Origin of the sequence: Rathayibacter sp. VKM Ac-2804 (genome assembly GCF_009866655.1) — a bacterium.
In the GTDB taxonomy this organism is placed as follows: Bacteria; Actinomycetota; Actinomycetes; order Actinomycetales; family Microbacteriaceae; genus Rathayibacter.
Genome location: NZ_CP047420.1, coordinates 775296 through 789023 on the forward strand (window position 1 = coordinate 775296; position 13728 = coordinate 789023).

A 13728-nucleotide genomic window follows, 5' to 3' on the forward strand; every position below is an offset into this window, starting at 1 on the left:
CGCGTATCGAGACCCGCGCGGGCCGCAGGGACCCGCGCGGGCCGCAGGGACGCGCGCTACGCCGTCATGGCGACCGCCGTCCAGGAGACGGGGGGCAGGGTCAGCGTCAGCACGTCGTCGGCCAGCACGGCGTCGACGGGCGTGAGGCCGACGCGGTTCTGGTCGTCCTTGGTGTTCTTGGCGTAGACGTCCTCGTCGAAGATCCCGAGCGCTTCGGCGACGGTCGAGACGCCGAGCCCGCTCACGTCGACGGTCACCTCGAGGGCGTCGGTCGTCGAGCGGTTCACGAGGAAGACCGCCGCGCGGCCGTCGTCGAGCGTCGCCACGGCGTCGACCAGCGGCGCGTCGCCGTGCCGCGCGGTCGAGTACGTGCCGACCTCGATGCGCGGCTTCAGCACCGAGCCCGAGGCGAGGCGCGCGGTCGTCGAGAACGGGAAGAACGTGGTCTGCCGCCACGCCGCTCCGCCCGGCTCGGTCATGATCGGCGCGATCACGTTGACCAGCTGCGCGAGCGAGGCCGAGGTGACCCGGTCGGAGTTCTTCAGCAGCGTGATCATCAGGTTGCCGAGCACGACCGCGTCGGCCACCGAGTAGACGTCCTCGAGCAGGCGGGGGGCGTAGGCCCACTCGCGGGTGCTCTGGTCGCCCTCGGCGTCGGCCTTCTCCTTCTCGGTCCACTCCTGGAGGTACCAGACGTTCCACTCGTCGAAGGAGAGCTTGATGTCCTTGGTCTTGCGCAGCTTGTGCTTGACGTGGTCGACGGTCGCCGAGACGGTCGCGATGAAGAACTCCATCTCGACGGAGGAGGCGAGGAACGAGCCGAGGTCGCCGTCGTACTCCTGGTAGTAGGCGTGGCAGGAGACGTACTCGACGTCGTCGTAGGCGTGCTCGAGGACGACGCGCTCCCACTCGCCGAAGGTCGGCATCGACGAGCCGGAGGAGCCGCAGACCACGAGCTCGAGCGACGGGTCGGCGATCTTGAGCGCCTTGGCGGTGCGCGAGGCGAGCTTGCCGTAGTCGTCCGCGTTCATGTGGCCGACCTGCCAGGGGCCGTCCATCTCGTTGCCGAGGCACCACATGCGGATGTCGTGCGGCTCGGGCGAGCCGTTGGCGATCCGCTGGTCGGCGAGGAAGGTGCCCGCCTTGCCGTTCGCGTACTCGAGCACGTCGAGCGCCTCGAGGACCCCGCGGGTGCCGAGGTTGACGGCGTACATGATCTCGCTGCCGGTGAGCTTCGCCCACTTCGCGAAGTCGTCGAGGCCGACCTCGTTGGTCTCCAGCGAGTGCCAGGCCAGGTCGCGGCGGCGCGGGCGGTCCTCTCGCGGGCCGACGCCGTCCTCCCAGCGGTAGCCCGAGACGAAGTTGCCGCCGGGGTAGCGGACGGTGGTCGAGCCGAGCTCCTTGACCAGCTCGACGACGTCCAGGCGGAAGCCGTCCTCGTTCGCGGTGGGGTGGCCGGGCTCGTAGATCCCGTCGTAGACGCAGCGGCCGAGGTGCTCGACGAACGAGCCGAAGAGCCGGGGGTTCACGGGAGCGACGACCGCGGCCGGGTCGAGGGAGATGCGCGCGGTCGCGGCGGCGGAGGTGGTCGTGGCGGCGGAGGTGGCGGAGGCGTCGGTCATGCGGGGCCCTTCCCAGGCGTCGGCGGGCTCCGGGCCGGGCCGGAGAGGGCGATCGTCGGCGATCGCCGCCCGTTGTTTCTAACGTTGTAGAAACGATGGTGCGGGCCCGCGCGGCCGGTGTCAAGACCGCCCCTCCCCGCCCTCGCTCAGTCGTGCTGTGCTCGACTGGGCGGGTGAACGCCACCGACGCCTGCTCCGCGCTCGCCGACCGCGTCGACGCCCTCGCCGCCGCCTCGCCGCGGCCACGCGCCCTCCTCGCCGCCGTCGCGCGCGAGGTCGCCGGGATCCGCCCGTGGCCGCTGGGGCTCCTCGATCTCGCCTCGGGCGGCAGCAATCGGATCCGCGGCCGCGGCTTCGCGCAGCCCTACGACGACGGCACCCGCGGCCAGGCGCGGCACTTCGCGGGCGTGGCCGGCGCGACCCTGCACCTCGGCGGCCCGCTCGCGCACCTGCTGATGCGGACGGCCGGTGGCGACCACCGCGGCACCGCGGACGACCGCCTCACTGCTCGCGCGGTCGAGTGGAGCCGGCTGCTGCGCCGCGGCGAGCTGCCGGTGGCGGAGGCCGGCGACTGGATCCGCCGCGAGGTCTGCGCCTGCTGACGCGGCGCCTGCCGACACGCGGCCTGCTGACACGCGGCCTGCTGGCACGCGGCCTGCTGGCACACGGCCTGCTGGCACACCGCCTCAGCCCCCGGTCGACTCCCGGGCGATCAGCGCGAACGCCGCCTCGCGCAGCTCCGGCGGCTCCGTCCGCGTGCCATCGATCCTGGCCTGCAGCAGCTCCACCGCCGTCCGGGCGATCTCGTCGCGGCCCGAGTCGATGCTGCTGAGGCTCGGCGACGCGTAGCGCGCCTCGTCGATGTCGTCGAAGCCGATCACCGCGACGTCCTCCGGCACCCGGACGCCGGCGTCCTGCAGCGCCCGCAGCGCGCCGAGGGCGAGGGTGTCGTTCAGCGCGAAGACCGCGTCGAAGGCGAGGCCGGAGTCGAGCAGGCGCCGCATCGCCTCCGCGCCGCCCGAGCGCCGCCAGGGTCCGGCGCCCCCGGTCAAGCGAGGGTCGAAGGGGATCCCCGCGTCCGCGAGCGCCGCCCGGTAGCCCTCGAGGCGCAGCGACGCCGAGCTGACCCCGCCGCCGTCGTGGGCGCCGAGCGCGAGGATGCGCCGCCGGCCGGCCGCGATCAGGTGCGCGGTCGCGGCGCGGGCGGCGGCGACGTTCTGCATCGTGACGTGGTCGACCCGGCCGGTGAAGATCCGCTCGCCGAGCAGGACGAGGGGGAAGTCGACGGCGAGCGCGTCCTCGTCGCCCTCGCCGAGCCCGAGCGGGCTGAAGAGCAGGCCGTCGGTGAGCCGGCGCCGCGCCCCGGTCAGCACGCTGCGCTCGCGCTCGGCGTCGCCGCCCGTCTGCTCGATCAGGACGGTCAGCCCGAGCGGATCGGCGGCGCGCATCACGCTGTCGGCGAGCTCGGCGAAGTAGGGGAGGCTCAGCTCGGGCAGCGCGAGGCCGATCACGCCGGTGCGGCCGCGGCGCAGGCTCCGCGCGGCGAGATTCGGGCGGTAGCCGAGGGCGGTGATCGCCGCCTGCACGCGCTCCCGGGTCGCGGGCCGCACGTGCGGGTAGTCGTTGATGACGTTGGAGACCGTCTTGATCGAGACGTCGGCGGCGCGGGCGACGTCGTGCAGCGTGACCGCCATGTCCCCTCCTCCGCTCGGCTGCCTCACCGTACAACGGGCCCGGGAGTCGCGACCCGCGCCCCGTGCCAGGCTGATCCGGACGAGAGGGGACGCGATGGACGCGCGCGAGCACGAGGTCCGCCGGCGGATGGACGCCCACGAGCTGTACGTCGACGCCGGCGACGGCCTGGCGGCGCTCGAGGAGGAGCGGATCCGCGGCAAGGAGCTCGCGCACGCCTACAACGCGACCGGCCCCCGCGAGGTCGACGAGCGCCGGCGCCTGCTGCACGAGCTGTTCGAGGCGGTCGGCGAGGGCGCCTGGGTCGAGCCGCCGCTGCACGTCGCCTACGGCAGCCGGGTCCGCCTGGGCGCGGACGTCTACGTGAACTTCGGGCTGACGCTGGTCGACGACGTCGAGGTGGTCATCGGCGACCGGGTGATGATCGCGCCGAACGTCACGATCAGCACGACCGGGCACCCCGTGCATCCGGAGCTGCGCCGCGACGGCACGCAGTTCTCGGCGCCGGTCGTGATCGAGGACGACGTCTGGATCGGTGCGGGCGCGATCCTGCTGCCGGGCGTGGTGATCGGTGCGGGCTCCGTGGTGGCCGCCGGCGCGGTCGTCACCGCGAGCGTGCCGCCGCTGGTCGTCGCGGGCGGCGTGCCGGCGCGGGTGCTGCGGCCGATCGGCGAGGAGGACCGCTCCTGGGAGTGGCGCTCGCCGCGCACGCTCGGCCGAGCCCGGGACGCCGCGGTGGGCGGCGAGGGCGTCGGACCCGGCCGGTAGGCTCCGCGGGTGACACGCACCCGACTGGTCCTGCTCGACGTCGACGGCACGCTCCTGGACGAGGGCGTGATCGCCCCGTCGGTGCGCGAGGCCGTCTCCGGCGCCCGGAGCAACGGCCACCTCGTCCTCGTCGCGACCGGCCGGTCGCGTCCCGAGATCCCGCAGCAGGTCCTCGACCTCGGCTTCGACGGAGTCGTCTCCGCAGCCGGCGGCTTCGTCGAGCTCGACGGCGTCCTGCTCGAGTCGCGCACGATGGCGCCCGAGGACGTCGAGGCGATCGCCGGCTTCTTCGAGGCGCACCGCATCGCCTACTCGCTGCAGTCGTACGACGACGTCTACACGAGCGGCGGGGTGGGTGGCGGCTACGGCACCGTCCCGACCGAGGGCATCGCCAAGGCGACGTTCTTCGGCGAGGACGGCACCGCCTTCGCCCTCGTGCGCGACGGCCTCGGCGAGCGCTTCCACGTGATCACCGGGACGATCCCGTCCCTGGGCGACGCGGGCGGCGAGGTCAGCGTCCGCGGCGTGGACAAGGGCAGCGCGCTCGTGCGTCTGGCCGAGCGGCTCGGCCACCCGCTGGCCGACACGATCGCGATCGGCGACAGCTCGAACGACGTCGAGATGCTGGCCGCGGCGGGACTGGGCATCGCGATGGGCAACGCCTCCGCCGCTGCCCTCGCCGCCGCCGACGAGGTCACGACCTCCGTCCGCGAGGAAGGCGTCCGGGCGGCGTTCCGGCGGCACGGCCTGATCTGACCCCAGCCGGGTGCGCCAGTGACTTTGACAATCGTTATCAATAGTCGCTACCGTGTGTGCATCCCGACCACCCGGCTCCAGACCCAGATCGGCTCACCCGTGAAGACCCGCTCCCTCGCCCTCGTCGCGCTGCTCGGCAGCACCGCGCTCGCCCTCTCGGCCTGCTCCGGCACCGCCTCCTCGACCGGCGCCTCCGCCGACAGCGGGACGGTCGCCGTCGTCGCGTCGACCGACGTCTACGGCGACCTGGTCCGGAGCATCGGCGGCGACCTGGTCGACGTCACGAGCATCATCGACAGCCCGGACAAGGACCCGCACGAGTATGAGGCGACCGCCCGCGACCAGCTCGCTCTCTCGAACGCCGCGCTCGTGATCGAGAACGGCGGCGGCTACGACGCCTTCGTCGACACCATGATCGACGCCTCCGGCTCGACCGCCCCCGTGATCACCGCCACCGTCGTCGCCGGGCTCGAAGAGGAGCATGACCACGAGGACGAGGCCGCCGAGTCCGAGGACGCCGGCCACGACGAGGCGGGTCACGAGCACGCCGAGTACAACGAGCACGTCTGGTACGACCTGTCCGCGGTCCGCCAGATGGTCACGTCGATCGCCGACGAGCTGTCCGCGATCGACGCCGGCAACGCGTCCACCTACGCGGCGAACGCCGAGACCCTCGGCGGCTCCCTCGACGCCCTGATCGACCGCGAGGCCGAGTTGAAGGGCACGCTCGGCGGCCGCTCGATCGCGATCACCGAGCCCGTCCCGCTCTACCTGACCGATGCACTCGGACTGGTGAACGCGACTCCGGAGGCGTTCAGCGAGGCCGTTGAGGAGGGCACCGACGTCCCCGCGACCACGCTGCAGGAGACGCTCGCCCTCTTCTCCGACGGCACCGTCGACGCGCTCGTCTTCAACGAGCAGACCGAGAGCTCGCAGACCCAGGCCGTGCTCGACGCGGCGGAGTCGGCCGGCGTCGCGACCGTCGGCGTCACCGAGACGCTGCCCGAGGGCGACGATTACGTCACCTGGATGACCGCCAACCTCGACGCCCTCGAGGGAGCTCTCGCGTCGTGACGCCACCCTCCTCGACCGCGCCCGGTCCGTCGTCAGCGCCCGCCTCCTCGGAGGCGGGCCTTTCGGCGTCCGTGCTGCAGCTGCGCGGCGCCGGTCTGCGCTTCGGCGACCGCGAGCTCTGGGGCGGCGTCGACCTCGACGTCCAGGCCGGCGAGTTCGTCGCGGTGCTCGGCGCCAACGGCTCCGGCAAGACCAGCCTGCTCCGCGCCGTCCTCGGCCAGCAGCCGCTCAGCAGCGGCGAGCTGCGCGTCCTCGGCGAGCCCGTGCACCGCGGCAACCGGAGGATCGGCTACATCCCGCAGCAGAAGCTCGCCGACGAGGGCACTCCGCTGCGCGCCCGCGACCTGATCGGCCTCGGCATCGACGGCCACCGCTTCGGCCTGCCGCTGCCCTCGCGCTCCCGCCGCGCCCAGGTCGACGCCCTGCTCGCCTCCGTCGGCGCCACCGACTACGCGGACGCGCCGATCGGCAGCCTCTCCGGCGGCGAGCAGCAGCGCGTCCGGGTCGGCCAGGCGCTGGCCGGCGACCCGGCGCTGCTGCTCTGCGACGAGCCGCTGATCGCCCTCGACCTCGCGCATCAGCGCGCCGTGAGCGAGCTGATCGACCGGCACCGGCGCGAGCGGAACCTCGGCGTCCTCTTCGTCACCCACGACGTGAATCCGGTGCTCGGGATGGTCGACCGGGTGCTCTACCTGGCCGGCGGCCGCTTCCGGATCGGCACCCCCGACGAGGTGCTGCGCTCCGAGGTGCTCAGCGAGCTGTACGACGCGCCGGTCGACGTGATCCGCGCGCGCGGCCGCGTCATCGTGGTCGGCGCCCCCGACCACTCGCACGTGCACGAGCACGAGGAGGAGTGCGCATGAGCGACGACGTCTGGTCGCAGATCTTCGACTTCTCGGACTACGGCGCGCTGCTCGCGCTGCTGCTCAACTCCGTCATCGCGGGCGCCGTCCTCGGCGTCGTCGGCGGGCTGATCGGCGTCTTCGTGATGTCGCGCGACATGGCGTTCGCCGTGCACGGGATCAGCGAGCTGTCCTTCGCGGGCGCCTCGGCCGGGCTGCTGCTCGGCGTGGGCGTCGTGCAGGGCTCGATCGTCGGCTCGCTCGTCGCGGCCCTCCTGATCGGGCTGCTCGGCTCACGCGCCCGCGACCGCAACTCGATCATCGCCGTGCTGATGCCGTTCGGCCTCGGCCTCGGGATCCTCTGCCTCGCGCTGTATCCCGGCCGCAGCGCGAACAAGTTCGGCCTGCTCACCGGGCAGATCGTCGCCGTGGACGACCCGCAGCTCGGCTGGCTGATCGCCATCTCGGTCGTCGTCGTGATCGGGCTCGCCCTGATCTGGCGCCCGCTGACCTTCGCGAGCGTCGACGCCGACGTGGCGGCCGCGCGCGGCATCCCGACCCGGGCGCTCTCGATCGCGTTCATGCTGCTGCTCGGCCTCGCGGTGGCGGTGTCGGTGCAGATCGTCGGCTCGCTGCTGGTGCTCGCGATCCTGGTGACGCCGGCGGCCGCGGCGCTGCGGATCTCGGCGTCGCCGGTGCTCGTGCCGCTGCTCAGCGTGCTCTTCGCGGTCGGCGCGCTGGTCGGCGGGATCCTGCTCGCCCTCGGCGGCTCGGTGCCGATCAGCCCCTACGTGACGACGATCTCGTTCACGATCTACGTCGTCTGCCGGATCATCGGCCGCAAGGGCGTGCGGCGGCCCTCGCGCCGGCGCTCACCGGCCGCGGTCGGGGCGGGGGTATAGCGTGGCGCGGGTCGTGAAACGGGAAGGCGGACCGGTGGTCAAGCGGAACACGTGGCAGCGCGAGGCCGTGCGCGAGGCGCTCACCCAGCGCGAGGACTTCGTCAGCGCCCAGGGGCTGCACAGCGCCCTGCACGCGTCCGGCTCGCCGATCGGGCTGGCGACGGTCTACCGCGCCCTGTCCGACCTCGCGGTCGAGGGCGAGGCCGACTCGCTGCAGTCGCCCGAGGGCGAGAGCCTCTACCGCGCCTGCACCCCGGGCACGCATCACCACCACCTGATCTGCCGGCGCTGCGGGCTGACGGTCGAGATCGCGGCGGACGCGGTGGAGACCTGGGCGCGCACGGTCGCGGCGCAGAACGGCTTCACCGATGCGCACCACGTGGTGGACGTCTTCGGGCTCTGCGCGGAGTGCACCCGGGCGGTCGCCGCGGCGGAGTGACGCGGGCTCCCGCGCCGCGGGTTCAGGCCGGCAGGAAGATCCCGGCCGCCCGGTCCTTGACGACCGCGCCGGCCGGCAGCACCCGCCCGCTCATCGCGAGGTAGACGCCCGGCGGCAGCAGCTGCACCGCCGCGACGGCCGCGCCGAAATTGAAGGCGGCGTCGCTGTCGCGCATCCGCGCGGGCTGCATCGCGCCGGTCAGCACGACGACCCGGTCGCGGACGGCGCCGAGCGCCTCGGCCGTGAGCGTCATCGTGTCGGTGCCGTGGGTGAGGACGATCCGGTCCTCCTCGGCCGAGAGCACGCGCTCGCGGATCAGCGCGCGGTCGGCGTCGTCGAGGTCGAGGCTGTCCTTGCGCAGGACCTCCTCGACGCGGAACTCGAGCGTCGAGAGCACGGGCTCGAGCAGGCGCGGGATCGTCGGCGCCCCGATCTCGAGCTCGCCCGCGAGCGAGTACTCCTTGTCGATGGTTCCGCCGGTGGTGAGGACGAGGATGCGGTCTGACACCCGATCAGACTAGGCCGGGCCTCCGACACGGCACATCCGTGCGGTTCGGGCGCTGCCCGGCACTCCGGCGCGCTCGATCGGGAACGATGGAGGCATGGCCTCCTCCTCCCCGTCCCTGATCCGCACCGGCGCCAAGGTCCTCCTCGGCTCCGCCCTCGTCTTCGCCGGCGTCAGCCACTTGACCCGCGCGCGCGAGGAGTTCCAGGCGCAGGTGCCGGAGTGGGTGCCGCTGGACAAGGACACCGTCGTGCTCGCCTCGGGCGTCGTCGAGATCGGCCTCGGGGCGTCGCTGGTGCTCGCGCGCCACCGGGCACCGCTGGTGGGCGCGGCCGCCGCCGCCTTCTTCACCGCGATCTTCCCGGGCAACGTCTCGCAGTACCTGACGAAGACCAGCGCCTTCGGCCTCGACACCGACCGCAAGCGCGCCGTCCGGCTGGTCTTCCAGCCGCTGCTCGTGGCCTGGGCGCTCTGGTCGACGCGCCGGCCGCAGCGCTGAGCGGCGCTGATCCCGCAGAACATCGGCTGAGAGCACGTCTCATCGCCGATGGCCGATGACGCGGCCTCTCAGCTGAGGTTCTGCTCGCCGTCCGGCTCCAGCAGCGGCGCCAGCAGCTCCTCGATCGCTCTACGGGCCCCCGCCGCGTCACCCGCGGCGATCGAGTCGACCAGCAGGGCGTGCTCGCGGGCGTACCGGTCCTCCTCGCCGACGACGTCGTCCTGCAGCACCGTCTCGAACAGCCCGGTGAGCCCGTCGTAGAGCTCGAGGAAGAGCGCGTTGTGCGTGGCGGCGACGACCGCGCGGTGCAGCGCGGTGTCGGTCGCGGTCCGCTCGGCGAGGTCGCCGCCCGTCCAGGAGCGGGTGCGGGCGGCGAGCAGCGCCCGCAGTGTCTCGACGTCCTCCGCGGTCCGCCGCTCGGCCGCCAGCGCCGCGGTCGCCCCGTCAATCGCGAAGCGCAGCTCCAGGCCGTCGCGCCGCTCCGCGCTGGGCAGCCGCTTCCGGAGCGACGTGGTGAGCTGCGAGCGCGCGATCACGAAGGTGCCGCGCCCCTGCTCCCGCCGCACCAGACCGGACTGCACGAGCGTCTGCACGGCCTCGCGGACGGTGTTGCGCCCGGCGCCGCTCCAGCGCACCAGCTCCGGCTCCACCGGGATCCGCGCGCCCACCGCCCAGCGGCCGGAGCGGATCTCCTCGTGGAAGAGGGCGGTGACGTGGTCGACGAGGCCTTCGCGGCGGTACGGCGGCGCGCTACGCTCGTCGGAATTCATCCCATCATCCTATCTAGGCAGGCCCGCCATGACGTCCACCGTCGTCACCCCGGAGAGGACCGCGCTCCTCGCACTCGCCGCGATCGTGATGACGGCGCTCAATCTGCGAACGGCCGTCACCGGCTTCAGCCCGCTGCTCGAGACGATCGGCGCCGACCTCGGCTTCGGCCCCTCGCTCTACGGCGCGTTCGGCACGATCGTCACCGCGTCCTTCGCCGTCTTCGGCGTGGTCGCCGCCCGAGCCGCCCGCCGCTTCGGCCTCGAGCGCACCCTCGCCGCCGCGACGCTGGTGACCACCGCGGGCCTGGTGCTCCGCGCGCTCAGCCCGAGCCCGCTCGGGCTGGTGCTCGCCTCGGTCGTCGCGTTCGCCGGAGTGGGGACCTCGAACGTCCTGATCGTGCCGATCGTGAAGCGCTGCTTCGCCGATCGGCTGAAGACGATCAGCTCGCTCTACCTCGCGCTGCTCCAGGCCGGGCAGTTCGTCGCCCCGCTGGTCGCCGTCCCGCTCGCCTCGGCCCTCGACTGGCGCTTCGCCGTCGGCGTCTGGGCGGTGCTGACCGCGATCGCCTGCCTGCTCTGGGCGGCGCTCGCCCGGCGCGGCGAGGCCGGCGCCGCCGTGGCCGCCGCGCCGTCCGGTCTGCCCGGCGCCTGGCGCACCCGCCTGCTCTGGGCGATGGTCCTGATGCTGGGCATGACCGCGCTGAACACCTACGCGATCATCACCTGGCTGCCGACGATCCTGGTCGACGCGGGCGCCGACCCGGCCCAGGGCGGCGCGCTGCTCGCCCTCTTCTCGATCTTCGGGCTCGGCGCGGCCTTCGTCGTCCCGCCGCTGACCCTCGGCATGCGGAACCCCGCGATCGTGGTCGTGGTCTGCGTCGTGCTGCTCGCCGTCGGCTACGTCGGCCTGATGGTCGCCCCGCTCGCCGGCGCCGTGGCCTGGGTGGTCTGCCTGGGCCTCGGCGTCAGCACCTTCCCGATGACGCTCACCCTCGTCAACGCGCGCACCCGCAGCACGGCCGGCTCCTCGGTGCTCTCCGGAGCGACGCAGGGCCTCGGCTACGCGCTCGCCTGCGCCGGGCCGCTGCTGATCGGCCTGCTCTACGAGGCGCAGGGCGGCTGGACCGGCTCGTACGTCTTCCTGCTCGCGAGCCTCGTCGTGCTGCTGGTCAGCGGGATCGCGGCGAGCCGTCCGCGGTTCCTCGAGGACGAGGCGTCGGTGCGCTGAGCTCCGCGAGCTCCAGCGCTGCCACCACGCGGCTCAGGCCGAAGCGCCAGGCGCTCTCGACGTCGCCGCCCAGGGTGAACGCCCCGTTGATCTCCATGCCGACGAAGCCGGTCGCCCAGGCGGTGAGCGTGCGCGCGGCCTCGAGCGCGTGCTCCTCGCCCGCGAGCCGGGCGGCGACGCGGAGGACGGAGGCGCTCGCCGCGTCGCGGAACTCCTGCCGGGCCACCGGGGTCCCGGGTGCCGGCGCCATCACCAGGAGGAAGGCGGCGGGCCGCTCGCGACCGAATGCGCGGAGGGCGTCGGCGAGCTCCTCGGCGTCCTCGAGCGGATCGACGCGCGCGGCGACCTCGCCCAGCGCCGCCTCCGCGACCAGGCGCAGCAGGGTGTCGCGGCCCTCGACCCGCTTGTAGAGGGAGGGGGCGCGCACGCCGACGCGCAGCGCGACGGCCTGCATCGTCACGCCGGCGAGCCCCTCCTCCTCGAGGATCTCGGCGGCGGCGCGGACGATCGCCTCGAGGGTGGTGCGCTCGGGAGTGGGCATGCCCTCCACTATAGCTATTGACAGTAGCCATGATGGCTAGGTACCGTAGCCATCATGGAACTCGCCCCCCACCTCCGCCGCATCGGCACCGACATCGTCGCCGTCTACCTCGTCCACACGCCCGAGGGCGTGACCCTCATCGACGCCGGCCTGCCCCGGCTCTGGCCCGAGCTGCTGGCTGAGCTGGCGGCGATCGGCCGCTCCGTCGACGACGTCAAGGGGGTCGTCCTCACCCACGGCGACTCCGACCACATCGGCTTCGCCGAGCGGCTCCGGCGCGAGCACGGCGTGCCCGTCTTCGTGCACGAGGCCGACGCCGAGCGCGCGAAGGGCGGGACGAAGCCCGCGAACGGGAAGCAGTCGATGAAGCTCGGCGCGCTCGTCGGCTTCTTCAGCTACTTCCTGCGCAAGGGCGGGGCGCGCGTTCCCCCGCTGACCGAGGTCGTGACGGTGCAGGACGGTGAGACGCTCGACCTCCCCGGCGCCCCACGGATCATCGGGCTGCCCGGCCACTCCGCCGGCAGCATCGCCGTGCACGTGCCGCTCGCGGACGCCGTGTTCGTCGGCGACGGCCTCACCACGCGCCACGTGCTGACCGGCGCGACCGGGCCCGCTCCCGCGCCCTTCACGGACGAGCCGGAGCAGGCGCTCGCCTCGCTGCAGCGCCTGCTGCCCACCGGCGCCACCTGGGTGCTGCCCGGCCACGGCGCGCCGTGGGGCGGGGGAGTGGCGGCCGCGGTCGCGGCGGCGACCCGCGCCTAGGCGGAGCGCGCGGGGGAGTCCTGCGCCTCCTGCGGCTCCTGCGCCTCGCGGTCGAAGCGGCTCCGGCTGAAGACCTGGTCCGCGGTGGTGAGCGCGAGGCCGATGACGCCGGCGAGCTCGCCGAGGTCGGAGGTGTGGATGGTGAGGGAGCGCGTCGCCAGCGGGTGCGTGCGCAGGTAGACGCGCTCGCGCAGGCCCGACATCAGCACCTCGCCGCAGTCGCCGAGCTGGCCGGAGACGACGATGGTGCGCGGGTTGAGGATGTTGACGAGGTCGGCGACCGCCTCGCCGAGGACCCGTCCGGCCCGGTGCACCGCCTGGGTCGCCCGCATGTCGCCGCGGAGGACGCGCGCGGTCACGTCGGCGACGTGGGTGATCGACGGGTCGTGCACCGAGAGGTCGCGCACGAGCGCCCAGCCGCTCGCGTAGGCCTCCACGCAGCCGGAGTTGCCGCACCGGCAGGGCAGCGGGTCGTCGTCGACGGTGTCGGCGACCGCGCGGGTGTGGCCGATGTCCCCGGCCGCGCCGACGGCGCCGCGGATCGTCGCGCCGTTGAAGACGAGACCCGCCCCGATGCCGGTGCCGAGCTTGAGGCTGATCAGGTTGTCGGAGCCGTGGTGCCGGGACTCGGCCAGTGCACGCGCGTTCGCGTCGTTCTCGATGACGACCTGGACCCCGCCGTAGGGCTGGGCGAAGAAGCCGGCGATGTCGAAGTCGTCCCAGCCGGTCATGATCGGCGGGTTGCGCACCCGCCCGGCGGCGAACTCCACCGGCCCGGGGACCCCGATGCCGATGCCGGCGACCGCGTCGCCGAGGCGGAGGCGCTCGAAGGCCTCGAGGACCTGTGCGAGGACCTTCTCGGGCCCCTCCCACACGTCGACGACCGCGCTCTCGTGCCGCAGCGGCGTCCCGCGCAGGTCGCACGCGGCGACGACGAAGCCGCTCGCGCCGATGTCGGCGGTGAGGAGGACGGTGCCGCGCAGATTCACCGCGAACATGCTCGAGGGCCGACCGCCCGTCGACTCCCCGCCCGAGGTCGGGACGATCAGGCCGAGCTCGACGAGGGTGGCGAGACGCTGGTTGACGGTCGACCGGGAGAGGCCGGTCTGCTCCATCACCGCGTTGCGCGAGATCTCGCCCTGCTCGCGGAACAGGGCGAGGACGTCCGCCACGTGCGATCCCGTCTCACCGGTCGGATATGCCGTCATCCCGCCCCCATCGTCAGGGTCAGCGTACATCGCCGTCGATGGAAAGCAGTAAGTCGGCTGACTTTCGTGTTGCGGTAAAGCGAAAGGGGCGCTAGTTTTCACACATCGGCACGCAGTGGT

Annotated in this window: 16 protein-coding genes; 10 read left to right on the forward strand and 6 right to left on the reverse strand. The window is 73.5% G+C overall.

Going from position 1 to position 13728, the window contains the following annotated elements:
• Window positions 1–56: 56 nt before the first annotated feature.
• Complete coding sequence (locus GTU73_RS03490) at window positions 57–1622, reverse strand: alpha-L-arabinofuranosidase C-terminal domain-containing protein (RefSeq protein ID WP_160087025.1); 1566 nt, start codon at window positions 1620–1622, stop codon at window positions 57–59.
• A gap of 173 nt (window positions 1623–1795) precedes the next feature.
• On the opposite strand from GTU73_RS03490, the gene GTU73_RS03495 reads away from it, so the two are divergent.
• Window positions 1796–2224: a hypothetical protein gene (locus GTU73_RS03495; protein WP_160087027.1), complete on the forward strand. Its 429-nt coding sequence runs from the start codon at window positions 1796–1798 to the stop codon at window positions 2222–2224.
• Between the two features lie 84 nt (window positions 2225–2308).
• On the opposite strand, the gene GTU73_RS03500 is transcribed toward GTU73_RS03495, so the two are convergent.
• Window positions 2309–3316, reverse strand: coding sequence for a LacI family DNA-binding transcriptional regulator (locus tag GTU73_RS03500; RefSeq protein WP_160087029.1), 1008 nt, complete (start codon window positions 3314–3316; stop codon window positions 2309–2311).
• A gap of 94 nt (window positions 3317–3410) precedes the next feature.
• Here GTU73_RS03500 and GTU73_RS03505 point away from each other — a divergent pair, with 94 nt between their 5' ends.
• The 6 genes from GTU73_RS03505 (at window position 3411) to GTU73_RS03530 (ending at window position 8095) form a co-directional block, all read left to right on the forward strand.
• Entirely contained in the window at window positions 3411–4082 is a 672-nt protein-coding gene (locus GTU73_RS03505) for a DapH/DapD/GlmU-related protein (RefSeq protein WP_160087031.1), read from the forward strand.
• 9 nt (window positions 4083–4091) lie between these two features.
• Window positions 4092–4838, forward strand: a complete 747-nt coding sequence (locus GTU73_RS03510; protein ID WP_160087033.1) for an HAD family hydrolase — start codon at window positions 4092–4094, stop codon at window positions 4836–4838.
• A 99-nt stretch (window positions 4839–4937) separates the two neighbouring features.
• On the forward strand, window positions 4938–5912 hold the full coding sequence (locus tag GTU73_RS03515; RefSeq protein WP_208543732.1) for a metal ABC transporter substrate-binding protein: 975 nt from the start codon (window positions 4938–4940) through the stop codon (window positions 5910–5912).
• Window positions 5913–5983: 71 nt separating this feature from the next.
• Entirely contained in the window at window positions 5984–6775 is a 792-nt protein-coding gene (locus GTU73_RS03520) for an ATP-binding cassette domain-containing protein (protein ID WP_244231892.1), read from the forward strand.
• Window positions 6772–7656 carry a metal ABC transporter permease gene (locus GTU73_RS03525; protein WP_160087037.1) on the forward strand — a complete coding sequence of 295 codons (885 nt, stop codon included), beginning with the start codon at window positions 6772–6774 and terminating at the stop codon, window positions 7654–7656. Before GTU73_RS03520 ends, GTU73_RS03525 begins: the two co-directional genes overlap by 4 nt.
• Before the next feature lie 34 nt (window positions 7657–7690).
• Entirely contained in the window at window positions 7691–8095 is a 405-nt protein-coding gene (locus tag GTU73_RS03530) for a transcriptional repressor (RefSeq protein WP_160091201.1), read from the forward strand.
• A gap of 22 nt (window positions 8096–8117) precedes the next feature.
• On the opposite strand, the gene GTU73_RS03535 is transcribed toward GTU73_RS03530, so the two are convergent.
• The gene (locus tag GTU73_RS03535; RefSeq protein WP_160087039.1) at window positions 8118–8603 is read right to left on the reverse strand and encodes an asparaginase domain-containing protein; all 486 of its coding nucleotides are present in this window, start codon (window positions 8601–8603) and stop codon (window positions 8118–8120) included.
• 94 nt (window positions 8604–8697) lie between these two features.
• Between GTU73_RS03535 and GTU73_RS03540 the strand changes: the two genes are divergently transcribed.
• The gene (locus tag GTU73_RS03540) at window positions 8698–9099 is read left to right on the forward strand and encodes a hypothetical protein (RefSeq protein ID WP_160087041.1); all 402 of its coding nucleotides are present in this window, start codon (window positions 8698–8700) and stop codon (window positions 9097–9099) included.
• Between the two features lie 68 nt (window positions 9100–9167).
• Here the strand turns inward: GTU73_RS03540 and GTU73_RS03545 are convergent, their stop codons facing one another.
• Window positions 9168–9869, reverse strand: coding sequence for an FCD domain-containing protein (locus GTU73_RS03545; protein WP_160087043.1), 702 nt, complete (start codon window positions 9867–9869; stop codon window positions 9168–9170).
• A 28-nt stretch (window positions 9870–9897) separates the two neighbouring features.
• Here GTU73_RS03545 and GTU73_RS03550 point away from each other — a divergent pair, with 28 nt between their 5' ends.
• Complete coding sequence (locus tag GTU73_RS03550; protein WP_160087045.1) at window positions 9898–11097, forward strand: MFS transporter; 1200 nt, start codon at window positions 9898–9900, stop codon at window positions 11095–11097.
• Here the strand turns inward: GTU73_RS03550 and GTU73_RS03555 are convergent.
• Complete coding sequence (locus tag GTU73_RS03555) at window positions 11039–11638, reverse strand: TetR/AcrR family transcriptional regulator (RefSeq protein WP_160087047.1); 600 nt, start codon at window positions 11636–11638, stop codon at window positions 11039–11041. The genes GTU73_RS03550 and GTU73_RS03555 overlap by 59 nt on opposite strands.
• 54 nt (window positions 11639–11692) lie before the next feature.
• Here GTU73_RS03555 and GTU73_RS03560 point away from each other — a divergent pair, with 54 nt between their 5' ends.
• Window positions 11693–12400 (forward strand): MBL fold metallo-hydrolase, encoded by a 708-nt coding sequence (locus tag GTU73_RS03560; protein WP_160087049.1) that lies wholly within the window; start codon window positions 11693–11695, stop codon window positions 12398–12400.
• Here GTU73_RS03560 and GTU73_RS03565 read toward each other — a convergent pair.
• On the reverse strand, window positions 12397–13608 hold the full coding sequence (locus GTU73_RS03565; protein WP_160087051.1) for an ROK family transcriptional regulator: 1212 nt from the start codon (window positions 13606–13608) through the stop codon (window positions 12397–12399). The genes GTU73_RS03560 and GTU73_RS03565 overlap by 4 nt on opposite strands.
• Window positions 13609–13728 lie beyond the last annotated feature (120 nt).

What these genes read in the sequence shown, in the direction of transcription:
- GTU73_RS03490 (WP_160087025.1), bottom strand. Translation starts at nt 1,622, where the DNA reads ATGACCGACGCCTCCGCCACCTCCGCCGCCACGACCACCTCCGCCGCC.
- GTU73_RS03500 (WP_160087029.1), bottom strand. Translation starts at nt 3,316, where the DNA reads ATGGCGGTCACGCTGCACGACGTCGCCCGCGCCGCCGACGTCTCGATC.
- GTU73_RS03505 (WP_160087031.1), top strand. Translation starts at nt 3,411, where the DNA reads ATGGACGCGCGCGAGCACGAGGTCCGCCGGCGGATGGACGCCCACGAG.
- GTU73_RS03525 (WP_160087037.1), top strand. Translation starts at nt 6,772, where the DNA reads ATGAGCGACGACGTCTGGTCGCAGATCTTCGACTTCTCGGACTACGGC.
- GTU73_RS03540 (WP_160087041.1), top strand. Translation starts at nt 8,698, where the DNA reads ATGGCCTCCTCCTCCCCGTCCCTGATCCGCACCGGCGCCAAGGTCCTC.
- GTU73_RS03545 (WP_160087043.1), bottom strand. Translation starts at nt 9,869, where the DNA reads ATGAATTCCGACGAGCGTAGCGCGCCGCCGTACCGCCGCGAAGGCCTC.
- GTU73_RS03550 (WP_160087045.1), top strand. Translation starts at nt 9,898, where the DNA reads ATGACGTCCACCGTCGTCACCCCGGAGAGGACCGCGCTCCTCGCACTC.
- GTU73_RS03555 (WP_160087047.1), bottom strand. Translation starts at nt 11,638, where the DNA reads ATGCCCACTCCCGAGCGCACCACCCTCGAGGCGATCGTCCGCGCCGCC.
- GTU73_RS03560 (WP_160087049.1), top strand. Translation starts at nt 11,693, where the DNA reads ATGGAACTCGCCCCCCACCTCCGCCGCATCGGCACCGACATCGTCGCC.
- GTU73_RS03565 (WP_160087051.1), bottom strand. Translation starts at nt 13,608, where the DNA reads ATGACGGCATATCCGACCGGTGAGACGGGATCGCACGTGGCGGACGTC.